Source organism: Lysinibacillus sp. BSL11 (genome assembly GCF_052928325.1).
In genome coordinates this window covers 252,668-275,312 of record NZ_JAVGCX010000001.1, presented here as the reverse complement: position 1 = coordinate 275,312, position 22,645 = coordinate 252,668, and the positions used below count along the sequence as shown (strand labels likewise).

At 37.8% G+C, this 22,645-nt stretch carries 20 protein-coding genes and 1 riboswitch; of the genes, 17 read left to right on the top strand and 3 right to left on the bottom strand.

What is annotated here, in order from left to right; all coding sequences use genetic code 11:
* Positions 1-9: 9 nt before the first annotated feature.
* Positions 10-1,347 (bottom strand): TrkH family potassium uptake protein, encoded by a 1,338-nt coding sequence (locus RCJ95_RS01360; RefSeq protein ID WP_312128443.1) that lies wholly within the window; start codon positions 1,345-1,347, stop codon positions 10-12.
* Positions 1,348-1,462: 115 nt separating this feature from the next.
* A riboswitch (cyclic di-AMP (ydaO/yuaA leader) is annotated at positions 1,463-1,604 on the bottom strand.
* Positions 1,605-1,854: 250 nt separating this feature from the next.
* Here RCJ95_RS01360 and rpsU point away from each other — a divergent pair.
* The 13 genes from rpsU (at position 1,855) to recO (ending at position 13,283) form a co-directional block, all read left to right on the top strand.
* Complete coding sequence (gene rpsU, locus RCJ95_RS01355) at positions 1,855-2,028, top strand: 30S ribosomal protein S21 (protein WP_004227078.1); 174 nt, start codon at positions 1,855-1,857, stop codon at positions 2,026-2,028.
* A gap of 307 nt (positions 2,029-2,335) precedes the next feature.
* A complete protein-coding gene (locus RCJ95_RS01350; RefSeq protein ID WP_221680074.1) occupies positions 2,336-3,664 on the top strand; it encodes an NfeD family protein in 1,329 nt (442 codons plus the stop codon).
* Positions 3,665-3,667: 3 nt separating this feature from the next.
* A complete protein-coding gene (gene floA, locus RCJ95_RS01345; RefSeq protein ID WP_004227087.1) occupies positions 3,668-4,672 on the top strand; it encodes a flotillin-like protein FloA in 1,005 nt (334 codons plus the stop codon).
* A gap of 26 nt (positions 4,673-4,698) precedes the next feature.
* Positions 4,699-5,175: a hypothetical protein gene (locus tag RCJ95_RS01340; RefSeq protein WP_257520199.1), complete on the top strand. Its 477-nt coding sequence runs from the start codon at positions 4,699-4,701 to the stop codon at positions 5,173-5,175.
* A gap of 54 nt (positions 5,176-5,229) precedes the next feature.
* Entirely contained in the window at positions 5,230-5,478 is a 249-nt protein-coding gene (locus RCJ95_RS01335) for a hypothetical protein (protein ID WP_221680076.1), read from the top strand.
* A 1-nt stretch (position 5,479) separates the two neighbouring features.
* Positions 5,480-6,592 (top strand): sporulation protein YqfD, encoded by a 1,113-nt coding sequence (locus tag RCJ95_RS01330; protein ID WP_221680077.1) that lies wholly within the window; start codon positions 5,480-5,482, stop codon positions 6,590-6,592.
* 2 nt (positions 6,593-6,594) lie between these two features.
* Positions 6,595-7,551, top strand: coding sequence for a PhoH family protein (locus RCJ95_RS01325; RefSeq protein WP_004227104.1), 957 nt, complete (start codon positions 6,595-6,597; stop codon positions 7,549-7,551).
* 396 nt (positions 7,552-7,947) lie between these two features.
* A complete protein-coding gene (locus RCJ95_RS01320; RefSeq protein WP_221680078.1) occupies positions 7,948-10,068 on the top strand; it encodes an HD family phosphohydrolase in 2,121 nt (706 codons plus the stop codon).
* Between the two features lie 8 nt (positions 10,069-10,076).
* Positions 10,077-10,550: an rRNA maturation RNase YbeY gene (ybeY, locus tag RCJ95_RS01315; protein ID WP_446721810.1), complete on the top strand. Its 474-nt coding sequence runs from the start codon at positions 10,077-10,079 to the stop codon at positions 10,548-10,550.
* A complete protein-coding gene (locus RCJ95_RS01310) occupies positions 10,551-10,901 on the top strand; it encodes a diacylglycerol kinase family protein (protein ID WP_221680079.1) in 351 nt (116 codons plus the stop codon).
* 59 nt (positions 10,902-10,960) lie between these two features.
* On the top strand, positions 10,961-11,374 hold the full coding sequence (locus RCJ95_RS01305; protein WP_221680080.1) for a cytidine deaminase: 414 nt from the start codon (positions 10,961-10,963) through the stop codon (positions 11,372-11,374).
* Positions 11,361-12,278, top strand: a complete 918-nt coding sequence (era, locus tag RCJ95_RS01300) for a GTPase Era (protein WP_004227129.1) — start codon at positions 11,361-11,363, stop codon at positions 12,276-12,278. Before RCJ95_RS01305 ends, era begins: the two co-directional genes overlap by 14 nt.
* A 219-nt stretch (positions 12,279-12,497) precedes the next feature.
* Positions 12,498-13,283: a DNA repair protein RecO gene (recO, locus tag RCJ95_RS01295; RefSeq protein ID WP_257520196.1), complete on the top strand. Its 786-nt coding sequence runs from the start codon at positions 12,498-12,500 to the stop codon at positions 13,281-13,283.
* Positions 13,284-13,307: 24 nt separating this feature from the next.
* Here recO and RCJ95_RS01290 read toward each other — a convergent pair whose 3' ends face one another.
* Complete coding sequence (locus RCJ95_RS01290; RefSeq protein ID WP_446721809.1) at positions 13,308-14,708, bottom strand: S-layer homology domain-containing protein; 1,401 nt, start codon at positions 14,706-14,708, stop codon at positions 13,308-13,310.
* An 839-nt stretch (positions 14,709-15,547) separates the two neighbouring features.
* Here RCJ95_RS01290 and RCJ95_RS01285 point away from each other — a divergent pair.
* Entirely contained in the window at positions 15,548-17,266 is a 1,719-nt protein-coding gene (locus RCJ95_RS01285) for an HD-GYP domain-containing protein (protein ID WP_257520194.1), read from the top strand.
* Between the two features lie 52 nt (positions 17,267-17,318).
* Here the strand turns inward: RCJ95_RS01285 and RCJ95_RS01280 are convergent, their stop codons facing one another.
* Positions 17,319-18,704, bottom strand: a complete 1,386-nt coding sequence (locus tag RCJ95_RS01280) for a glycine--tRNA ligase (RefSeq protein ID WP_004227145.1) — start codon at positions 18,702-18,704, stop codon at positions 17,319-17,321.
* A 428-nt stretch (positions 18,705-19,132) separates the two neighbouring features.
* Here RCJ95_RS01280 and RCJ95_RS01275 point away from each other — a divergent pair, with 428 nt between their 5' ends.
* The 3 genes from RCJ95_RS01275 (at position 19,133) to dnaG (ending at position 22,632) form a co-directional block, all read left to right on the top strand.
* Positions 19,133-19,765, top strand: coding sequence for a helix-turn-helix transcriptional regulator (locus RCJ95_RS01275; RefSeq protein ID WP_004227151.1), 633 nt, complete (start codon positions 19,133-19,135; stop codon positions 19,763-19,765).
* A gap of 15 nt (positions 19,766-19,780) precedes the next feature.
* Positions 19,781-20,593, top strand: a complete 813-nt coding sequence (locus RCJ95_RS01270; protein WP_004227157.1) for a pyruvate, water dikinase regulatory protein — start codon at positions 19,781-19,783, stop codon at positions 20,591-20,593.
* 206 nt (positions 20,594-20,799) lie between these two features.
* Complete coding sequence (dnaG, locus tag RCJ95_RS01265; RefSeq protein WP_312128481.1) at positions 20,800-22,632, top strand: DNA primase; 1,833 nt, start codon at positions 20,800-20,802, stop codon at positions 22,630-22,632.
* The last annotated feature ends 13 nt before the right edge of the window (positions 22,633-22,645 follow it).

The window sequence follows — 22,645 nt, the reverse complement described above, 5'->3', positions numbered from 1 at the left end:
TCTTCTAATCTAACCTATCATTATATTCCCCTTTGGGTGGCGGAAAGCTTCTGATTTTCGACGTTTTGTAATGGCAAAGGCAATAGTTAAGGGACCTAATCTACCCGCAAACATAGTTAAAATAATTAAAACCCGGCCACCTGGTGTAAGTTCAGGTGTTAATCCCATTGAAAGTCCGACCGTTCCAAAAGCTGATGTTGCCTCAAATAAATACATCATGAAGCTATGTTTTTGTTCTATTATGCTGAGGATGATGGTAACAAATACAACAATGAACATACCACACATGACCACAGTCATAGCTTTTAAAATTGTTTCATTTAAAATCCTGCGTCTAAAGAGAACGACATCTTCTTTCCCTCGAATTTGTGACCACATAGTAGCCACTAAAACAGCAAAGGTTGTGATTTTAATACCTCCAGCAGTCGACCCAGAGCCTGCCCCAATAAACATGAAAATGATCATTAAAAATAATGTAGAATGCGTTAAGTCTCCAATAGCCAGTGTATTGGAGCCAGCAGTTCGTGGTGTAACCGCTTGGTAAAGGGAACCTAACACTTTACCCCATTCGGATAATGATCCAAGTGTTTTTTGGTTGCCATACTCAAACAAAAATATCAAAATGGTTCCACTAGCAGTTAGCAAAAGTGTGGTTACTAAGACTATTTTTGAATGGACAGAAAGCCTTTTAGTCGCACGATATTCATACAATTCATTCATAACAATAAAGCCTAATCCACCGATTGTAATAAGAGCACAGATGGTGAAAACAACAAAGGGGTCATCAACATAGGCAGTCATTCCGTTAAAGCCACCCATTAAATCGAAGCCAGCGTTGTTGAAGTTGGATATGGCATGAAAAAATCCAAAATAAAGGGCCTTTCCAATAGGCATATCAAAAGAAAAACGAATCGATAGAATAAGACCACCGATTATTTCAATACATGCTGTAAAAAGCAATATTCTTTTTACTAATCGAACAAGACCAGCTATGGAGATATTATTAAATGCTTCTTTAAGCAGCAGTCTTTCTTTTAATGAAATTTTCTTCCCAAGTAGTAAAAATAATAATGTGGCAAATGTCATAAATCCTAAACCGCCAATTTGGATTAAGAATAAAAGAACCACTTCTCCAAAAGTAGAGAAGGTATCACCTGTATCAACTACAATTAATCCAGTGACACAAGTAGCTGATGTAGCAGTGAATAAAGCATCTAAAAAGGGCAAACCCTTCCCATCCTCAGTAGAAAATGGCATTGTTAAAAGAAACGTCCCTATGGCAATAATGAGAGCAAAGCCCAATACGAGAACTTTTGGAGGGTTTAATGCTTTTTTAAAATTGTTCATTTTATTTTCCTCAATTCTGAATAGTAAACAACTGTTTGTTAAATGGCATAATAAAAAGACCTACGATAAGAGCATGAAAATGACAGAAAGCATGCTAATAATGGTGGTCAATAACGACCTCCTTCGCTTTAGCCGACGAAGTTAGCTGACGGGTAGGATGGCGAAAGAGCTTTCTCATCCCTTCTGCTAAAGCAGAATTAACCCCAAAAGATTGGTTCCTCCGTTCTCAAATAGTTGAGATTTGGCCGATAAAATTGAATGTGATTATTCTACGCCCTTATTCTATTTTTTGTAAACCCCTTAATTGTTAGGAAAATGTAATTATTTTTATTGTGGGCGATTTCTGTATGAATAATTCGAGCAAAAATAAAACCAAAAATTCACTTGATAATTTCGCATACTTTCTATTGACCATTATTAGACAATACGATATAATTTTTTAGTACACAACAGAAGGTAATTTGCCTAATTGTGTATTGACGTGTGTTCGGAGGGAGGGAAAGAGAGATGTCAAAAACTGTCGTTCGCAAAAACGAATCGCTTGAAGATGCTCTTCGCCGCTTCAAACGTACTGTATCAAAAAGTGGTACAATTCAAGAAGTTAGAAAGCGCGAGTTCTACGAAAAACCTAGCGTAAAACGTAAAAAGAAATCAGAAGCTGCACGTAAACGTAAGTGGTAATTTAATTTCCCATTAAAAATCCCTACGTTCATAACACGCAATTGTATGATTCACTGAGCAGACAAAGTTATACCTGAAATTAATCACATTTTTGATTAATTTCAGGTATTTTACATTGCTCAACTTTACGTACATATGAAAAAGCCGAATGAAATCACTTTGATTCATTCGGCTTTTTTGCACATACTGTTGTTAATTGCATTAGATCGAGTGATAAATAAGTGAATAAATTTTTAAGATTTGTGAAACTTTTCGCATGATTGACCGTATATACAGAGGAGAGGCATGTTAGAAGGGAGGGGAAAAGATGCGAAAACGGAAAATCCTCAGCTATTTACTAGTGATATGGATGACTTTTTTGTTAGCGTTTCCATTAACTTCGGCTTTTGCCAGTAATAAGGTTTATCATGTTCTGATTCATAATGAAGTAGAACGAGGACTTCATGCATTTTTAGAACGAGCTTTTAAAGAGGCTGAAGAAAACAATGCAGAGGCGATTATCTTAGAAATACATACGCCTGGCGGTTTTGTGAATGCGGCAAATGATATCGCCATGCTTATGGATGCAACGCAAATAAGGACGATTGCTTATATTAATAAGGATGCGCACTCAGCAGGAGCTTTTTTAGCCTTACATGCGGATGAGATCTACATGGTTCCAAATGGAACAATCGGTGCAGCGGCAGTTATCGATTCAGCAGGTAATGCGGCCGACCTAAAGGCTAATAGCGCTTGGCTTGCTCAAATGAAAGCAGCAGCAGAAACGTCAGGGCGCAACCCTAAGTATGCATTAGCAATGGCAGATACCAACTATGAACTACCAGAATACCGTGCTGGCGGAAAGAATTTGTTAACCCTATCTGCCTCAGAAGCATTAAAGGTTAAATATTCTGAAGGGACGGTTAAGGATTTTCAGGAGCTTTTAGACGTAACCAACTTAAATGGTAGTGATGTTGTTCCCATTGAACCGACCTTTTCTGAAAAATTAGCTCGTTTTATTACAAATCCCATCATTGTACCTATTCTATTGTCTATCGCTAGTTTAGGACTTGTGATGGAGCTTTATTCGCCAGGATTTGGTGTTCCAGGTATAATGGGCTTATCAGCACTTGGTTTATTTTTCTTTGGACATATGGTGGCCGGCTTTGCGGGATATGAAACATTATTGTTATTTATTGTTGGGTTAGCCCTTTTAATTGCAGAGTTTTTTGTCCCTGGTGGAATTGTTGGTATTTTAGGTGGTGTCTTAATAGTACTAAGTCTGATACTGGCAGGTGCAAATATGATGCAAATGATAGTAGCAATTCTCATTGCGCTTGTGATAGCGATGATAGGAATGGTGATTCTGATGAAATTTTTCGGAAAAAAACTGCATGTCTTAAACAGGCTTGTGTTAATGGATGCAACCACGACAGAAGAAGGGTATGTATCCAATGTGAATCGCACAGAACTGTTAGGGAAAATTGGGAAAACGCTTACGCCACTTCGTCCATCTGGAACAATGGTACTTGGTAGTGAACGCATTGATATTGTCTCAGAAGGTGGCTATATCGATGTCAATCAACATGTAGAAATTATTAAAGTTGAAGGCTCACGCATTGTTGTGAGACAAACAGATAAAGAGATGGAGGAATAGAAAATGGGTTTTGATTTAGCTTTGATTGGTCCTATTGCTGGACTAGTTATTTTATTCATTGTGCTTGCGGTATTCTTTACCTTTGTACCCGTAGCATTGTGGATTTCTGCATTAGCAGCAGGTGTACGTGTGAGTATTTTCACATTAATTGGGATGCGCTTACGTCGTGTAATCCCGTCTCGAATTGTTAATCCGTTGATTAAAGCACATAAAGCTGGTTTACCTGTAACGATTAATCAGTTAGAGAGTCACTATTTAGCAGGTGGTAATGTTGACCGTGTAGTGAATGCCTTAATTGCGGCTCATCGTGCCAATATTGAACTGTCATTTGAACGTTGTGCAGCAATTGATTTAGCTGGGCGTGATGTATTAGAAGCTGTTCAAATGTCCGTTAATCCAAAAGTTATTGAAACACCTTTCATTTCAGGTGTAGCAATGAACGGGATTGAAGTAAAAGCAAAGGCTCGTATTACCGTGCGTGCCAATATCGAACGTTTAGTCGGTGGTGCTGGTGAAGAAACAGTTATTGCTCGTGTTGGTGAGGGGATCGTTTCAACTATCGGTTCAGCGACACATCATACAGAAGTTTTAGAAAATCCAGATATGATTTCGCAAACAGTATTATCTAAAGGTTTAGATTCAGGAACAGCCTTTGAAATCTTGTCCATTGATATTGCCGATGTAGATATCGGTAAAAATATCGGTGCTGAATTACAGATTGAACAAGCACAAGCAGATAAAAACATTGCGCAAGCAAAAGCCGAGGAACGTCGTGCTATGGCTGTTGCAAATGAGCAAGAAATGATTGCACGTGTTCAAGAGATGAAGGCGAAAGTAGTAGAAGCAGAGGCAGAAGTACCTCAAGCCATGGCTGAAGCCTTACGTTCCGGTAATCTTGGTATTATGGATTATATGAACTATCGTAATATCCAAGCGGATACAGCGATGCGCGATTCGATTTCAAAAGTGAGCACAGATAAACCTGAAACAAATGAACCTAATGCTTAATAACGGAAAGGAGCAGAACTAATAATATGGAACAATTAATACTCTTTGCCATAATTGCCATAGTCAGCTCTATTTTCGGAAAATCAAAAAATAAAAAGCCTCAGAAGCAGATGCCTCCTTTTAATAAAGATACTGTTGTGGAGCCTCCAGTTACGGAGAAAGCGCCACATCGTACTGGGAAAGCACAGAGTTTTGAAGATTTTGCACGAGAATTTATAGGAGATTGGATTCCAGAAAATGAGAAAGTCGAGGAGCCTAAAAAACTTGTTGAAGAACAAGTGAAAAGAGAAATACCAAGCTATGTTGCCCCAACTGTCATTCCAGCAGATATCCCTAGCCGTTCTTCTAATCGAGAAAGTCGAGGACGATTAGCTGCTGAAAAAAAGGAAGTGCAGTCAGTTGGCTCACATTCGACTTTACAACTACCTCAATCTAAAAATGATCTTATGCAAGCAATCGTGATGGCTGAAATATTAGGGCCACCAAAATCAAAAAGAAAATAACTAGCATGTCCTCCTTTTTCGATGCATATATTGCCGAAGAAGGAGGCATTTTTTATGAAAAAATTATTTCAATTAACGCCACTACTTGAGTTGTTAGAATACGAATCATTAAAAATTATTGGACCCTACCGTTTTATTCATGCAGATGCGACGACCTGTTCGTTTGTCTATGCAGATTATCATATTACTGTCAATGCGGATTCAGTGACAATCAATGCGCTCAAAGAAGAAATGCTACATCTCACTGTTGACAATCTACAGGAGCTTCATATGAAAATGACAAAGAATATGGGTGTGAGCTAAAATGTGGAATAATCGGCCAATTATTATACGTATAAAGCGCCATGAAAATGTTCATCCTTTTATTCAAGCATTGCACGCTCAACATGTACCATTAAAGCGTGTTGTCTTTCGTGAGCAGGAAGTTTCCTTTGAAACGACGATGCATTATCTACCAAAAATTCGCCGTGTACGAAGACGTTTTCGCTTAAAAATGGCTGTATTTTATGCAGATGAGCTTCAAGTTTTTCGAGCGCAAATTTGGACTTTATTGGGCTTAGCCTTTATGATTGCTATTCCAATTCTTTGTGCACAAGTTATATGGCGAGTGGACATAGAAGCCGCGACACCAGAACTAGAGCAGCGTTTAGGTAAGACCTTTCATGAAACCTTTCAACTAGAAACCCCTCTATCTCAAAAAAAGTTACCTTCCAATACGGTTATACGACAAAAGCTGTTAGAGCAACACAGAGAGCTATCATGGGTTCATATTGATAAACATGGCGGACGAGTAATTTTGAGACCACAAGAATCACCTAAACAAACAGAGCAAACAACTGATAAATTAGCCTCCCATATAGTAGCAACGAAAAGTGGTGTCATTACACATTTTAATATACAGCATGGTGAGCGGAAAATTTCAGTAAATGATACAGCCTACGAAGGTGACGTCCTCGTAAGTGGTGTATTAGAAAGTGGCACAGATCAAGTTTTTGTAGGGGCGAAGGGAGAGGTTTATGCAGATTATTGGCTTGAATGTTCATTTAAAATTCCAACAAAAATTACCGTGGAAACCTTGCAGCAAAAGCAATGGCGAGTGTTGATAAAGGGTATACATCAGGAAAAGGTGGATTATGTACAAAGGAAGGATTTACCGAATTGGCTATCCCCTTATGTTTCGATTGTAGAGGAGCAACAGACGAAAACCATGCAAGTAGATTTGGATGAATCGAAAATTGAGTCATTGCTTATTCCTTTATTGCATGAAAAAGTATTACGCTCGTTACCTGCAAAAACAATCATCAAGAAAGAAAACCTTTTACAGGCAAAGTGGGGGAATGGTACAGTTGAAGGGAAAGTTCTATTTTTAGTCAATGAAAACATTGCAAGTCCAATACAAGGCCTACAAGGAGAATGATTATGTCAGAACAGTTAACTGTATTACAGGTGGATAATCCAAACGAAGCGGTTATGCTACTAGGTATTTCCGATGCAAATATGAAATTAGTTGAAGAAGCACTTAATGTTCATATCATTACGCGTGGTGAACAAATTCAACTTGCGGGTGAAGAAAATGCTAAGGAACAGGCAACATTTCTTCTGCAAGCTTTATTGAAGGTCATTCGCAAAGGAATTAATATTGATCAACGTGATGTTACAACAGCTATTGAAATGACACAAAAAGGAACAATCGAGTATTTTGCAGAACTATATGATGAAGAAATAGCACGCACGACGAAAGGTAAGTCAATTCGTGCAAAAACAATTGGTCAACGAGAATACATACAAGCAATCCGTCATAAAGACGTTGTTTTCGGTATTGGTCCAGCCGGTACTGGGAAAACGTATTTAGCGGTAGTCATGGCAACACAGGCACTTAAAAACGGCCATGTAAAGAGAATTATTTTAACTCGCCCTGCTGTTGAAGCTGGAGAGTCTCTAGGCTTTCTTCCAGGGGATTTAAAGGAAAAGGTCGATCCATATTTACGACCTCTCTACGACGCTTTAAACGACATCTACGGCTCAGAACAAACACAGCGACTAATTGAACGTGGAACAATTGAAATCGCCCCTTTAGCCTATATGCGTGGCCGTACATTAGATGATGCCTTTGTTATTTTAGATGAAGCACAAAATACAACACATCAACAAATGAAAATGTTCCTAACTCGTCTAGGCTTCGGCTCTAAAATGGTCATCACAGGTGATAAAACACAAATCGACCTACCCAAAAATACAGAATCTGGCTTGATTGTAGCAGAACGTACATTAAAGTATGTTAAATCTATCCATTTCCAAGTACTAGAACAAGGTGATGTCGTACGTCACCCAATCGTAGCCAAAATCATTCAAGCCTACGAAGAACAGCAACTTTAGAATTGCATAGCAATTCTAAAGTCTGCCCCGCAAGCGAAGCGACAGGGGTAACGGGTTTTTGAAGTCTGCCCCGCAAGCGAAGCGACAGGGGCAACGGGTTTTTGAAGTCTGCCCCGCAAGCGAAGCGACAGGGGTAACGGGTTTTTGAAGTCTGCCCCGCAAGCGAAGCGACAGGGGTAACGGGTTTTTGAAGTCTGCCCCGCAAGCGAAGCGATAGGGGTAACGAGGTTTAAAACATCTATATAGTTAAAACCTAAACCACGAATTTAATCAAAATATGGAAAAAAATGTGACAGCTATGCGAAGATGCATAGCTGTTTTTTGCTTTCTTATACATTTTTCGAGAAAAATGTATGTTGAATTGGTATGATAGTAGGTAGATAGAGGAGGTGCCAGATGGAGAAACAACTTCGAAAATTTACAGAGCTTATCGGTTTTCGCTACTTTCTTATCATCATTCTCATTTTAACAGGTGGCCTACAATTTGGGTTCATGTATGGCAATGTTAAAGGAGTTACATATGATTTCAAACCATTACAGCTTGCGCCTGAAACCGTACGATCTACTAAAACCATTGAAGACACTTATAAAACTCAGCTAGAGCGAGAAAAAGCTGCCAATGCAGTGGATTCAGTCTATCAATTTTCGGAGGATGTCGCCAAGCAAAGAGCAGCGATTGTAACATCATTATTTGATTATGTTTTGGAAGTGAAAAAAGATGTTGCAAATAGTAAGGAACCTATTCCTATTGCAGACCAAGTTACACAGCTTCGAAAGAAATTTGAATCCATTGACGAAGACCAGATGCCGTTAATTTTTACAGATTCTCAGCTGGAAGGTCTGTTAGTGCAAAGTGAAGATGATTTAACTAGAACAAGTACGCAATTATCTAAATTTGTAGAGGAATATTTACAAAAATCCATCCGACCAGAGAACGTCTTTGTTGCACAAAATGATTTTGAAACAAAGATTCGTGGACAACGAGGATATCCTGATAAAATATTCAATACAGTCGTGTTAATAGGACGTACAAGCATTATTGAAAATGAAACAATTAATGAAGAACAAACAAAGATTCGAAAACAGCAGGCCAAAGAAAGTGTAGAGCCAACAAGAATTTTACAAGGTCAGATTATTGTTCAAGAAGGCCAAGTTATTGACAATGAGGCTTTTAGACAATTAGAGCTATTAGGGATGGTTAGTAATAAAGCCTCCTTGAAGCCGATAGCAGGGCTTATTATTTTAACGCTACTGCAAATGATGTTTATGTATATTTTATTTGAGCGTTGGGAGACTAACGAACAAAAAAAACGTAATGCACTGTTAGTGACAGTGATTGTTTATAGCTTGTCTATTTTGCTCATGAAATTTATTAGCTTAGTTTCTAGTGGCTTTGATGTGACGATTGCCTTTTTATTCCCGACAGCACTAGCTACGATGCTTGTACGATTGCTAGCAGATGAGCGAGCAGCCGTATTAATTACAGTTATGACGGCTGCTTCAGCAGGAGTAATTTTTCAAGAAGGCTATTCTTCAGTTATGCAAATGGAAATTACGCTGTATATCATATTCGGAGGGTTTGCAAGCCTATTCTTTTTGCGTAGTGTGGAAAAACGCTCACATATTTTACATGCGGTTGGTGTGATTTCCCTTGTAAACATGGCATTTATAGCGTTTTATTTGTTAATGACACAATCATCCTATGGTTTACCAGAGTTAGCCTTTTACTTAATAGCAGCGATGTTATCTGCCTTGCTTTCAGGGGCATTAACGATGGGACTTTTACCATTCTTTGAATCGGCGTTTAGCTTGCTTTCGTCTTTACGCTTAATTGAGCTATCCAATCCCAACCATCCATTATTAAAAAAATTATTAATGGAAACTCCAGGGACATATCATCATAGTGTGATGGTAGCGAACTTAGCGGAAGCTGCGTGTGAAGAGATTGGTGCTGACGGTTTATTAGCACGTGTAGGTTGTTATTATCATGACATTGGTAAAACCAAGCGACCTTCCTTTTTCATCGAAAATCAGATGTCAGGCATCAATCCGCATGATTCGTTACCACCTGAAACAAGTGCAGAGATTATTATCGCCCATACGACAGATGGTGCCAATATGTTAAAACGTTATAAAATGCCTCAAGAGATTATTGATATCGCTTTACAACATCATGGCACAAGTTTGTTAAAATTCTTCTTGTTTAAAGCAAAGGAAGAAGGAAAAAATATTGATGAAGCAAAGTTCCGATACCCGGGGCCCAAACCACAAACAAAAGAAGCAGCTGTTATCAGTGTTGCGGATAGTGTCGAGGCAGCAGTACGTTCTATGAAAGAACCAAATGCAGAGAAAATTCAGAAGCTAGTACGAGCGATTATCGATGATCGCGTCCAAGATAATCAGTTTGATGAATGCGATATTTCAATAAAAGAGTTAAAATGTATAGAGAGAGTACTTTGTGAAACGTTGAATGGGATATTCCATTCACGTATTGAATATCCAAAGGCAGATAAGTAGGAGGATCTATGATTTTAACAATTGATTTTACGGATGAAACAAATGAAGTGGGAGCACAACATATCGAACTAGTTGAAAAGCTATTACAGCATGCTGCGAATGTAGAAAATATTGAGCCAGAAACAGAGGTTTCGGTGACGTTTGTAACGAACAAGGCAATTCAAGATATTAATCGTGAATATCGTGGCAAGGACCAGCCAACAGATGTCATTTCCTTTGCGCTAGAGGAGCTAGGGGAAGGGGAAATGGAAGTAACTTTTGAAGGGATGCCACGTGTATTAGGTGATATTATTATTTCAACAGACCGTGCCAAAGAGCAGGCTGAGGAATATAATCATTCCTTTGAGCGAGAATTAGGCTTTTTAGCTGTACATGGTTTTTTACATTTACTTGGTTATGACCATATGGAGCCAGAAGAAGAGAAAGTGATGTTTGCAAAGCAAGATGAGATTCTACAAACTTTTGGCTTAGGTCGAGACTAGATGGATTTGCGAAAATACTTGCGATCTTTTGGCTATGCTTTCGAAGGCATCATAACTGCAAGTAAAGAACAAAATTTGAAATCACATATAGTAAGTGCAATCATTGTTATACTGGCTAGTTATTTGACAGGTTTATCTCGTATGGAGTGGTATATTGTGCTACTATTAATAGCACTGATGTTTGCGCTGGAAATGATGAATACAGCTATCGAACGGGTAGTCGATTTAGCTTCCCCAGAGATACATCCGCTTGCTAAGCAAGCAAAAGATATTGCAGCAGGTGCAGTGCTTGTATTTGCACTATTCAGTGCTATAATCGGATTACTCATCTTTCTGCCAAAATGGTTTTAATGGAAATGAGTGTCTTCTAATTGAAAATAAACCATAAATGTGAGGGAGAATTAGTATAGATGACAATGGATATGCATGCATTATTAGAAGAATCAAAAAAGGCACGTGAAAAAGCCTATGTTCCTTATTCAAAATTTAAAGTAGGGGCAGCTCTACTAACAAAAGATGGAGAGGTTATTCACGGCTGTAATATTGAAAATGCAGGCTATAGTATGACAAATTGTGCTGAGCGTACAGCGTTTTTTAAGGCAGTATCGGAGGGGATTTACGAATTCGAAGCCATTGCCATTGTAGCTGATACGGAAGGACCATGCGCCCCATGTGGAGCATGTCGCCAGGTCATGATGGAGTTTTGTGCTCCAACTATGCCTGTCTATTTAACGAACTTAAAAGGTGATGTGACGGTAACGTCAGTGGGCGAATTACTACCGTTTGCATTTACGACGGAGGATTTAGAGAATGCAGGAAACTAAAAATGGCTATAAATCAGGCTTTATCTCCATCATTGGTCGTCCAAACGTTGGCAAATCGACATTTTTAAATCGTGTCATTGGCCAAAAAATTGCGATCATGAGTGATAAGCCGCAAACAACACGAAATAAAGTACAAGGCGTACTGACAACAGATGATAGCCAAATGATTTTTATTGATACACCAGGTATTCACAAGCCAAAACATAAACTAGGCGATTTCATGCTGAAGGTTTCTAAAAACACATTGCGTGAAGTGGACGTTATTATGTTTATGGTTAATGCTGAGCAAAAACTCGGTAAAGGTGATGAATTTATTTTAGAAATGCTAGCAGGAAATCCAACACCTGTCTTTTTGGTCATCAATAAAATTGATGCCATTCATCCAGATGAACTAATGGGAATTATTGAGAGCTATAAAGAGCGCTATGACTTTGCGGAGATTGTACCGATTTCTGCGCTACAAGGCAATAATGTTGAAAATTTATTAGTGACCTTGGCGAAGTATTTACCAGAAGGACCTCAGTATTACCCGGCTGATCAAGTGACAGATCATCCGGAACGATTTATTATATCTGAACTTATTCGTGAAAAAGTTCTACATTTAACGCGTGAAGAAATTCCCCATTCTATCGCAGTGGTAATTGATAAAATTCGTCGTGATGAAGAAAATGAGGATAAAATTCATGTAGCGGCTACGATTATTGTGGAGCGTGATTCTCAAAAAGGGATTGTTATCGGAAAACGTGGAGCCTTGCTAAAAGAAGTGGGGACACGTGCGCGAAAGGATATCGAAATGCTCCTAGGGTCTAAAGTTTATTTAGAGCTATGGGTAAAGGTGCAAAAAGATTGGCGTAATAAAGCTACACATTTACGCGATTTTGGATTCCGTGATGATGAATATTAAGTTTTTTCCTGGCTTAGCAAATGAGTTGTCCCGATCGTGAACATTGCCCGTTGAATCAGGAATAGACGCCAAATTTTGACGTGACGGTTTTAGAGGTTAACTTCTTCTTATAGGGGCAAAAGGATCTAGGAGTATTGATCATTTTATTTTTGAGCTGTCCAAAATTATTTTGGGCAGCTCTCTTTTCATGGATAGTTCTTTTAAGAAAGGAGGGGGATTATGCTTCATAAATGGGAGGGGATTGTATTAAAGGTTCGCGCTTATGGGGAATCTAATAAGATTGTTATTTTGCTAACTCGGGAAGCTGGCAAAGTGGCTACGATGGCTAGAGGGGCAAAAAAACCTTCTAGTAGATTGGCTTCCATCACGCAACCCTTTACCTATGGGATGTTTATGGTACAACATCATACGGGCATGGGAACTTTGCAACAGGGAGAACATTTAAATTCAATGCGCCATATTCGTGAAGATATTATGGCTACTGCTTATGCTAGCTATATTATGGAATTAGTGGAGCGAGTTGTTGAAGAAGGAAAGCCAGAGCCTTTTGCATTCGATGTTTTACTACATGCACTACAAGCAATTGAGGATGGCTACGATCCTGAAGCCATTACGCTATTTGTTGAATGGAAAATGTTGCCCTATACAGGTGTACAACCTATTTTACATGCCTGTGCTGCGTGTGGCGCTGTAGATGGGGAATTTGCTTTTTCCTTTGCTCAAGGAGGATTCTTATGCCATCGCTGTTATCAGCATGACCCCTATATCATTCGCTTAACGCCAACACAGCTAAAACTTATAAGGATGTTCTACACTGTTCCTATCGACCAAATTGGAAAAATAGAGCTAAAAAAAGAAACAAAATATTTCATTAAAAAAATTATAACAACCATCTATGAAGAACAAACCGGTATTCGGTTTAAGACGAGAAAATTTATTGAGCAACTAGAACGTACCCCTGAACTGCAAATTCGCTCGAAAGACGAAATGCCAGATGAATCATAATGTTCATCTGGCATTTCACGTTATTTAAAATTCATCCTCATCCTCCGACACTAAAAAGGCCCAGTGTCCAGCAATTTTTTTACTTTCAATATAAATGTATGCTGTTTGGTCATTTTTACCTGTTAAATGGAGAATCGCTAGACCTTCAGCTTTTGGCGTAACATGTAGTTGTCCGTTAAGAATCGTCGCTTTTACAGGCACTGGCTCAAAACCAAAGCTTTCGAGTGCTACATGTGTTGGTTCAAAAGGTAATTCTTGCGTTGTTAGTATTAATTCATCTGTCAAATGATATAAATCAATGCTGCGAACAAAATCATAGGAATACACATCTGCAGCCATCTTTTGCTGTTGTGTCCCATTTGAAAATGTAACAATGAATTGTCCATTTTGCAAGATGGACAGTGTTTGATCTTGTTGATTAAAGTTATATAAATTTGAAGCGAGTGGCTGTCCATTCGTGTTTTGAACCGTCACCTCTGCTGGCATGAATGGTAATTTACTCTCAGACAAATCGAGTGGTAAATTTTCGATATAATCATCTTCATTTACTTCTTCAAGCGTTACCTTCAGCTTACCATTTACGTTTTTGACATGTACTAAATAAAAAATGTCAGTAAAATCCTCTGAATCATCAGTAAATCCAGTAATCACTAATTTGCCCGTACCTTCTTTTATAGGGGTTATCGTGATAGACTCTGTCATATCTTCCTCTTCATGCCATGTGAAAATATCCTCTGCTGGCTCAAGACCACCATAAGAGGCAAAAATATAGTCCTGCTTAAATTGATTTGCATAGACGGTTGCATTGCCTTGCAACTTTTCAGCTCGTACAACAAAAGCAGCCAATTGAGAGCGCTTTACATTGCTTTTGGGGCCGAAAGTCGTTTCAGATGTTCCTTTGGTAATCCCATTTGCAAACAATGCTTTAATATGAGGCTCAAATTCATTCCCCTTTTTAACATCTGTAAACGGTAATTGCGTGTTACTCGTACTTGTTAATCCAAAGCCTTTCGCAATCATTTTGGACATTTGCTCGCGAGTTATATGTTGAGTAGGGTAGTAGTAACCATTTGCACCATTAATAATCCCAGCATTTGCTAATGCTGCAATGGCTCCGTAGTTTTCATCGCCAGGTTTGATGTCTTTGAATTGGGGATTTTTTACGTGAACTGTATCTAACTTTAAAATACCTGCTAAAATCTTCGCAGCCTGTGTACGTGTAATAGGATTAGCAGGTTTAAATGTCCCATCCATATAGCCTGAAATAATGCCACGCTCTGCTAATTGAATAATAGCCTTACCTTCCTCATTGGTTGGGTTGACATCAGGGAAAAATGATGCTGCATGTGCGGGTGGTGCGATAATAATCGCATTTGTTACTAAAGCAGAAGCCATAGCTAGTTGAAATAAACGTTGAGACTGCAATTAAATTCCTCCAAAAAGTACAATAGAAAATTTTATAGTATATATGTTTCTGGTTAGACCCTCCTATGTATCAGTTCAAACTTCCGGACGAATGAATGTTAAAAGGTGATGTGTCTTTAGACTGTTAATTTTTCATTATTTAACAGCTAATACTAACTATAATAACTTATTTATACCAAAAAGATGGAACAACGCATAGAGGGAATTTCATCCATACCATGACGTGTTTGGTAATCAATGCTACCTTAAGTAAAAGGATGAGTTAAAACTAATTAAATTGCGTAGCGCAAAACTCGCTTCATTTTATCTTTTTAAATAAAAAGTAATACCTTTGATTTTATAGGAGGATGCAACTATATTATCTTTCTTTTTAATGAATAAATTTCAATTTTTACAAAATAAAATTATTGCAGAAATTTAATTTTATTCGTTATTTTTTTGTCTTTAAATGAAGAATATAAAGTCTTATTTATCTATATTTATACTTATATCTATATTTATAAGTATTTTAATAGGTAAAAAGATTTGTATTTTTGTTTAGTTTTCATTATATAAGTGGTAGAAACTGTTCATTCGAGACCCATATACTAGTTGAAAAGGCATTTTAACCTATGATATTGTAAATGGTATAGATAATGGTAATTATATTTTTTAAATATAATTAAGTCGTTTAATCTCCATCGAAACTGATGTACGCTAGATCACTTTAGACATGCCTATGAAATATAAAAGCCTCTATCAGCAAAACGTATTGTTATACGTTTATCAGAATAGCGCAGTCCTATGGAAGAAGGAGGGAGTCACATAGTGCTTAGTACATTGCGTATGTGGCAAAATATATGCTACGAAAAGTAACCTTAAGTATTCATGAAGTTGAAGCAAATGATATATTAGCAGAAGATATTTTTTCAGAGTATCGTTTATTGGCTAAAAAGGATTTAGTTTTAACGGAGCGAATTATTGCCTTACTTAAACTTCGTAAAGTAGATGAATTAGCTGTCTATTTGCCATCTGATTCAGTTCGAGTTGTCCATGATTTAAGTGCTCAACGAACAAGAGAATATGAAGATCTATTTGCCCCATTAATTGAAAAAAGAGATCCTGTGGATGATTATAGAGAGACAGTCAGTCAGCTTTTTATGACAACGTTGGAAAATGTCGTGCACGAATTACGCTATGGACAAATTCTTAAAAGCATACAAGATACGGCTTATGTAAGAGGTGTTTTTGAAAAGATTTTGGAAAAAAAACATCGCTATGAGCTACTTATGCGTTTAAAGGAATGGGACGAGTATTCATTTGTCCATTCATTTGATGTGTTTGTATTAGGTACAATTTTCGCTAGATACCTAGGTTTAACAGATATTGAAACATTAGCTAGAGGCTACCTGTTCCATGATATCGGGAAGGTTTTTATACCACAAGAAATATTAAATCTGAAACGTAAACTCTCTGAAGATGAGTTTGATATTGTAAAGACGCACACAACAAAAGGCTACGAGCTACTCATGGAACATAACGAGGAAGACATTGCCTATTTGGCACGAGATCATCATGAACGTTTTGCGGGAAAGGGCTATCCAAATCAACTTTGTGCGGATGATATGAGTGATGGTGTACAATTATTACAAATTGTTGATGTATATTCAGCGATGACATCCAAGAGAGTCTATCATGTTGGCTATGGTGCTACAGATGCTTTAGCCGTCTTATACAGAGATCGACATTTATATAATGAGAGCTTTATGCATAAATTTGTAGAATGTTTAGGGATTTACCCAGTCAACTCTGTTGTTATGTTATCAGATAATCGCAGTGCACAAGTAGAACTTGTTTATGATTTATTTCCTACATTACCAAAAGTAAGATTGTTAGATGAGCAAAAATCAATGAATCTACCTTTGAACTATAGTGTGAGAATTACGAAAATGATCGACTATCGAGCGAATAGCTTTGAAGAGATTTTCAACTTATTTGTGGAGCAATTAATCCGCTGTGACGAAAATAATCTGAGAATTCATTTTAATAAATTAATTGACCATTTACATCCTAAAGAAATTGTCTTAAAAATTTTTCTGCCAGCCTTTCGTATTTTACGTTTACTAACAAGAGAAATCCAAACGGATATGACAAAGTACCGCAATTCTATTGGTATTTTAAAAACGCTACTAGAAGAGCAATTAAACGTTTTATATATGGATTATCAACATGAGCAAACGACCATATTAGTTGTGGAGACATCGTTGCGTGAAAATTTCTTCATTAAGCTTGTTCAAAGTATTTTGTATATTGATAAAATTGTGCCATTCTTTATAAACCCAGGTGATGATCAACGTATTACACAATTGATGGAACATTGTGATGTCAATGTCGCTTACTTTATTGAAGATGAACAAACTTTTGACAAACGGGTTCGTCCAATGCGAGAAGGTACATTCCTTTATTACTCACTAGCGGATATTGAGGAGCTATTAGTGAGCTTAATAGGTTTGAGCATGAAAAAGTTTTCATTCGAGGAAAAAATGCAAGAGCGCTTATTTTCAACATATAAAGCATAAGAAAGAGGGAGTTGCCTGCTGGCTACCCCCTCTTTTTTGAGCATTAAAGTGATTAGAATTGTAAGTGTTTTTCAATATAGGCTTTTACTTCAGCAATAGGCATACGAACTTGTGTCATAGAGTCACGATGACGTACTGTTACTTGGCCGTCCTCTTTTGAATCAAAATCATATGTGATACAGAATGGTGTACCAATTTCATCTTGACGACGGTAACGTTTACCAATTGATTGTGATTCATCAAAATCAACAGGGAAGGCTTTACGTAGTTCAGCCCAAACATCTGTAGCTTCATCAGATAATTTTTTAGAAAGTGGTAGCACGGCAGCCTTAAATGGAGCCAGAGCAGGGTGGAAACGTAAAACCGTACGTTTATCATCACCTTCTAGTTCCTCTTCATCATAGGCATCACACAGGAAAGCTAATGTTACACGATCAGCTCCTAATGATGGTTCAATACAATAAGGAACATAACGTTCGTTTGATACAGGATCAATGTAAGTGAAATCTTCACCAGAGTGCTCCATATGTTGTTTTAAGTCGTAATCTGTACGATCCGCTACACCCCAAAGCTCTCCCCAGCCAAATGGGAATTTGAATTCGATATCTGTTGTAGCGTTAGAGTAGTGAGATAGCTCATCATCCTCATGGTCACGAAGGCGCATCGAATCTTCTTTCATGCCTAGGTTTAGTAACCAATTTTTACAGAATTCTTTCCAATATGCATGCCATTCAAGGTCTTCACCAGGTTTACAGAAGAATTCAAGCTCCATTTGTTCGAATTCACGTGTACGGAATGTAAAGTTACCTGGTGTAATTTCGTTACGGAAAGATTTACCGATTTGTGCGATACCAAATGGTGTACGTTTACGCATAGAACGTTGAACGTTTTTAAAGTTCACGAAAATACCTTGTGCCGTTTCTGGACGTAAATAAATTTCATTTGTAGAGGATTCCGTTACACCCTGGAATGTTTTAAACATGAGGTTGAATTGGCGAATATCTGTGAAATCAGCCTTTCCGCAATCAGGGCATACTACGTCATATTTAATCATTGTTTCTTTCATTTGGTCGAATGTCATACCATCAACAATGATTTCATCGCCCTTCGCTAATGCAGCGTCTTCGATAATTTTATCTGCACGGTGGCGGGCCTTACATGATTTACAGTCGATCATTGGGTCATTGAAGTTTCCTACGTGACCAGAAGCAACCCAAGCTTTTGGATTCATCAAAATAGCAGCATCGATACCTACATTGTATTCAGATTCCTGAACAAACTTTTGCCACCATGCTTTTTTAATATTATTTTTTAATTCCACACCTAGTGGACCATAATCCCAAGTGTTTGCTAAACCTCCGTAGATTTCAGAACCAGGGAAGACAAAGCCTCGATGCTTCGCTAAAGATACGATGGTTTCCATTGATTTGTTAGCCATAAAATAGCCTCCTTTAATTTTTTAATACGTTGTTTTAGCGGTAAAAACGCCAAAGTTTTTTTCATTCAGTTGCAACTAAATGAAAATAGCACCCGTCTCCGGGCACAATGTATGCCCAGGGACGAGTGCTAATACCCGCGGTTCCACCCTGATTGTTTTAAACAAGTAGTTTAAAACCTCTTTTCAAAAAGTTAGCTCAGGGAGTGCCTTTTCTCTGTTGCTGTGTAGACTTTCACCATCTTCTACTCGCTATAGAATGGAACAGATACTTTTTTCCCATCATCGCCTGTATAACGCAATTTGCTCGAAAATACAGATAGAGCAAGCGTATGTGTCAATATTGTAGCATGTAGTTCTTTAATTCGCAATAATTATTAAAATAGTATATAATAATTGAGCATAAGTATAACACTATTAGATTTGAGGCGGTGAGTCCAATCGAACTCAATAAACGTCAGGAAGACATATTACAAATTGTGAAAGAAAATGGCCCTATTACGGGGGAACATATTGCCGAACGTCTCAATCTGACAAGAGCAACTCTAAGACCGGATTTAGCAATCCTAACAATGGCAGGATTTCTGGATGCGAGACCAAGGGTTGGTTATTTTTATTCAGGTAAGAAGGCATCTGTTACATTAATAGATAGTATTCACAATTTAAAAGTGAAGGATTTTCATTCAGGGCCAGTAGTTGTCCCTGAAACAATGACGGTTTATGATGCAATTTGCTTTATGTTTTCAGAAGATGTTGGTACACTCTTTGTCGTAGATAAGAATGAGTTTTTGACAGGCGTACTATCTCGCAAAGATTTACTGCGTACAAGTATTGGTACGCAGGATTTAAATAAAATTCCAGTACATATTATTATGACGCGTATGCCAAATATTTCGTACTGTGAAAGATCAGATTCTTTAATTGTTGCAGCGAACAAACTTATTGAACGTGAGGTTGATTCACTACCAGTAGTTGAACCGCAAGAGGGTGGTTTAACGATTGTTGGTCGTCTTACAAAAACAACGATTACACGGGCTTTCTTATCTCTTGCACAAAATGTCTAAATGAAGGAGAGCTGCATGAAAAGATTACGCGTATTTGTTGTATCTGATTCTGTCGGTGAAACTGGTGATCAAGTTGCAAAAGCGGTTATTAGCCAGTTCCGACCGGGTCTTGAAAATACTGTAATTCGTCGATTTCCACATATTCAATCAGAGGAGCTTATCCGTAAAATTGTTTTTCTTGCTTCGCAACAGCGAGCATTTATTGTTTATACACTGGTTCGCCAAGAAATGCGTAAATTATTACATGATTTATGTGAACAAGAAAAAATTCAGGCAGTGGATATTTTAGGTCCGGCCTTACAATCAATGGCAGCTTTTATGGAAGAAAATCCATTGGAAACGCCTGGCATTGTTCATCTGCTGGATGATGATTATTTCAAAAAAATTGAAGCGATTGAATTTGCGGTAAAATATGATGATGGTAGAGACCCACGAGGACTATTACAAGCTGATATCGTACTAGTTGGTGTATCAAGAACTTCTAAAACACCACTATCACAATATTTAGCCCATAAAAAATATAAAGTTGCGAATGTACCTTTAGTGCCAGAGGTAGAACCACCAGAAGAGCTATTACAGATAGACCCTAAAAAATGCTTTGGTTTAATTATTTCCCCTGAGAAGTTAAACTCAATCCGGAAAGAAAGGTTAATGTCTCTCGGCTTGAATGATGATGCTATCTATGCACAGCATGAAAGAATTCTTGATGAGATTCAGCATTTTGAAAAAATTGTCGGTAGAATAGGTTGTCAAGTTATCGATGTGACAAATAAAGCTGTTGAAGAGACAGCAAATACGATTATCGAACATATTTTGACCTGTAAATAAGGATAGAATTTTAAACCACCTCGGTTAGCAGAGGCGGTTTTTTTGAGTGGATTTTAAAAACGGTATAGATAAAAACTAATTTTTGTTTTATAATAATAAAATTGTGGTAAAAATATTTATAAGAGAAAAATCCTAATTTTTTGTCGAGAAATAAAGGAATTTTAAAACGAATAGCGAATTGTGTTTCTAGAACGCAAATATTAAAGATGGTGATGGATTTGGCAGGGAAGATTCCAGAAGAAGTAATTGAGCAGATTCGCACACAATCAGATATCGTTGATGTTATTAGTGAATACATGCAGCTTACTAAGCGTGGGCGAAATTGGTTTGGTCTCTGTCCATTTCATGGAGAGCAAACACCGTCTTTTTCTGTATCTACAGATAAGCAAATTTTTCATTGCTTTGGTTGTGGTGCAGGCGGCAATGCCATTACTTTTGTAATGGATATTGAAGGCATTTCTTTTCCAGATGCTGTTGTGAAACTTGGGGAACGTGCTGGCATACACTTAGATGTTGAGCCAAGTTTCCCTGGAGGAACGAAAAAGATATCTAAAGCGGAAGAAAGGATGAAAGAAGCACACGCTTTTGCAGCAGATTTTTTTCATCATTTACTGTTGAATACAGAGGATGGTGAAGAACCTTTAAATTATTTGCTAGAAAGAGGATTTACAAGGGAACTTATCGAATCTAATAACATTGGTTGGTCTCTCCCAAGCTTTGATGCATTAACAATATTGCTTGAAAGAAAAGGTTATAACTTACAAGAAATTGCCGAAAGTGGCTTAATCATCAAAAGAGAGGGAGAAGAACGTTATTTTGATCGTTTTAGAGGACGTATAATGTTTCCTATTCGAGATGAGAATGGTAAAATTATTGCCTTCTCAGGACGTATCCTTTCATCCAATGGTGAGGAAGCAAAATATTTAAATAGTCCAGAATCACCAATTTTCCAAAAAAGTGAAGTGCTGTATAACCTAGATAAAGCACGAACTTCTATCAGAAAAAATCGTCAAGTAGTATTGATGGAAGGATTTATGGACGTTTTAGCAGCCAACTCTGTAGGTGTAATGAATGTTGTTGCGACAATGGGTACTTCGTTAACAAATCAGCATATCACAAAGCTAAAGCGCTTAGTAGAGCAAATTACGATTTGCTATGATGGTGATAATGCTGGATTTGATGCAGCGAAACGAGCGGCGCAGCTACTGCATACAGAGCGAATGAAAGTCGATATTGCCGTGTTGCCAGAAAAATTAGATCCTGATGAATACATTCACACTTTAGGTGGACAAGCATTTAAGGAACAAATTTTGGAAAAACCTCATGCGTATATTGCTTTTATGATGATGCATGCTAGACGCAATAAGAACTTTCAATTTGAAAATGATACGCTTCAATATATTCAAGAAGTTCTTGAGCAGCTAGTGGGAAGATCTTCACCAGTTGAACGAGATTTGTATATACGACAGCTATCAAATGAAACAAACATCTCGGAAGAAGCCATTTATGCCCAATTCCGAAAACTGGAGGCTAATCAGGTACGTTCTGCTAAAGTAGAAATGCCTACACAGATACCTTCAATGCCAGTCACGCAACAACAAAAGCCTATGGACGCAGCTGAACGTGCCGAACGTTTATTACTGGCTCATATGCTTCATAATATAGATGTAGTGGACAGGGTATTACGTAGTGAGCAAAAAGAGCCATTTGTACGAGATGCCTATATGGCAGTTTTTGTTCGCTTAGTTGGATTTTATGAGGAGTATGGTCATCCTGATTATCAACGTTTTGTGGAAATTTTGGATGACGCTGAATTGCGAAAAATTGTCATGGAAGCGGCTTTAGTTGAGCGAGATCCTGATCAAGCAGAGGCAGAGGTTATGGACTCTATCCGTCAGCTTCAAAAATATAGAATTGAGCAAGAAATTTATCAAAAGATGCATGAGTCAAAGGAAGCGGAGAAGATGCATGAGTATGCACGTGCACTTGAAATCGCCCAACAGATTATTCATTTAAGAAAATCGTTATCGGCGATTTAACCCGATTCGGTTG

Coding starts and splice junctions, on each gene's coding strand:
- RCJ95_RS01360 (WP_312128443.1), bottom strand. CDS start 1,347: ATGAACAATTTTAAAAAAGCATTAAACCCTCCAAAAGTTCTCGTATTG.
- rpsU (WP_004227078.1), top strand. CDS start 1,855: ATGTCAAAAACTGTCGTTCGCAAAAACGAATCGCTTGAAGATGCTCTT.
- RCJ95_RS01350 (WP_221680074.1), top strand. CDS start 2,336: ATGCGAAAACGGAAAATCCTCAGCTATTTACTAGTGATATGGATGACT.
- floA (WP_004227087.1), top strand. CDS start 3,668: ATGGGTTTTGATTTAGCTTTGATTGGTCCTATTGCTGGACTAGTTATT.
- RCJ95_RS01340 (WP_257520199.1), top strand. CDS start 4,699: ATGGAACAATTAATACTCTTTGCCATAATTGCCATAGTCAGCTCTATT.
- RCJ95_RS01335 (WP_221680076.1), top strand. CDS start 5,230: ATGAAAAAATTATTTCAATTAACGCCACTACTTGAGTTGTTAGAATAC.
- RCJ95_RS01330 (WP_221680077.1), top strand. CDS start 5,480: ATGTGGAATAATCGGCCAATTATTATACGTATAAAGCGCCATGAAAAT.
- RCJ95_RS01325 (WP_004227104.1), top strand. CDS start 6,595: ATGTCAGAACAGTTAACTGTATTACAGGTGGATAATCCAAACGAAGCG.
- RCJ95_RS01320 (WP_221680078.1), top strand. CDS start 7,948: ATGGAGAAACAACTTCGAAAATTTACAGAGCTTATCGGTTTTCGCTAC.
- ybeY (WP_446721810.1), top strand. CDS start 10,077: ATGATTTTAACAATTGATTTTACGGATGAAACAAATGAAGTGGGAGCA.
- RCJ95_RS01310 (WP_221680079.1), top strand. CDS start 10,551: ATGGATTTGCGAAAATACTTGCGATCTTTTGGCTATGCTTTCGAAGGC.
- RCJ95_RS01305 (WP_221680080.1), top strand. CDS start 10,961: ATGACAATGGATATGCATGCATTATTAGAAGAATCAAAAAAGGCACGT.
- era (WP_004227129.1), top strand. CDS start 11,361: ATGCAGGAAACTAAAAATGGCTATAAATCAGGCTTTATCTCCATCATT.
- recO (WP_257520196.1), top strand. CDS start 12,498: ATGCTTCATAAATGGGAGGGGATTGTATTAAAGGTTCGCGCTTATGGG.
- RCJ95_RS01285 (WP_257520194.1), top strand. CDS start 15,548: ATGCTACGAAAAGTAACCTTAAGTATTCATGAAGTTGAAGCAAATGAT.
- RCJ95_RS01280 (WP_004227145.1), bottom strand. CDS start 18,704: ATGGCTAACAAATCAATGGAAACCATCGTATCTTTAGCGAAGCATCGA.
- RCJ95_RS01270 (WP_004227157.1), top strand. CDS start 19,781: ATGAAAAGATTACGCGTATTTGTTGTATCTGATTCTGTCGGTGAAACT.
- dnaG (WP_312128481.1), top strand. CDS start 20,800: ATGGTGATGGATTTGGCAGGGAAGATTCCAGAAGAAGTAATTGAGCAG.